The sequence below is a fragment of the Wolbachia endosymbiont of Tuta absoluta genome, from assembly GCF_059414725.1.
This window is the reverse complement of sequence record NZ_JBNRJY010000291.1, coordinates 1-763: the sequence shown is the minus strand read 5'-3', so window position 1 is coordinate 763 and position 763 is coordinate 1. Positions and strand designations below refer to the sequence as shown.

The window sequence follows — 763 nt, the reverse complement described above, 5'->3', positions numbered from 1 at the left end:
TATGTCTGATAATATGTCGCCATATAGATTTTCAGTTACTATAACATCGAAATTCTCGGGTTCTGTGGCAACACGTGCCATTCCAATATCAACTATATAATGTTCCGCCTTTATATCCGGATATTCTTTTGCAATACGATCGATCAATTTATGCAAATCGCCGACAGGATAGAACCAGTAGACGAGGCCAATTGACTGTAAGCCATACCGGGAGTGGTCCGGGACGTAAACAACTCCAACGTTCGCCTTGCAGAGATAAATCCTCGCATCGCAATCTTAGCATAACAAGCTGTTACGTTTCTGGAATATAATAAACGCTTCAACTGAAATTGCCGTGCTGCAATATGATGCTAACCAGTACCTATCTTACTCTACCAGATTCAGCTAAAATTAGGTACTTAACCTACATTTTAATATCAAAGTGATATTAAAACTGATGTAATAATGTTTTGATCGATCCTCTCTGGAAGCGAGTGGGCATGTCCTGTGCACAATACCTACTACCGACCTACAACCATATAGATACATTCCTACTTATGTAGGCAATGACTGCAGTTGCAGTTGCAGTATCATCTAATATGATAAAGTTATGATTTATCTAAGTACCTATCTAGTAAGATTATCGTGGTCATGCTTTCAATCGAACTTGCGAGAACAAAGGGGCAAAAAGTGCCGCGATGAAAAATAAAATTACCGAAAAACTCTACATCTAAGCCAATATCTGCGGCATTTTTAACAAAGGACAAAAACTGTAAATTAATTT

1 pseudogene is annotated in these 763 nt (G+C 38.1%); it reads right to left on the bottom strand.

Annotated features, from left to right (window positions below):
* Positions 1-147, bottom strand: a pseudogene (locus ACJ5GX_RS03245) (isocitrate/isopropylmalate family dehydrogenase); the annotation flags it as partial.
* Between the last annotated feature and the right edge of the window lie 616 nt (positions 148-763).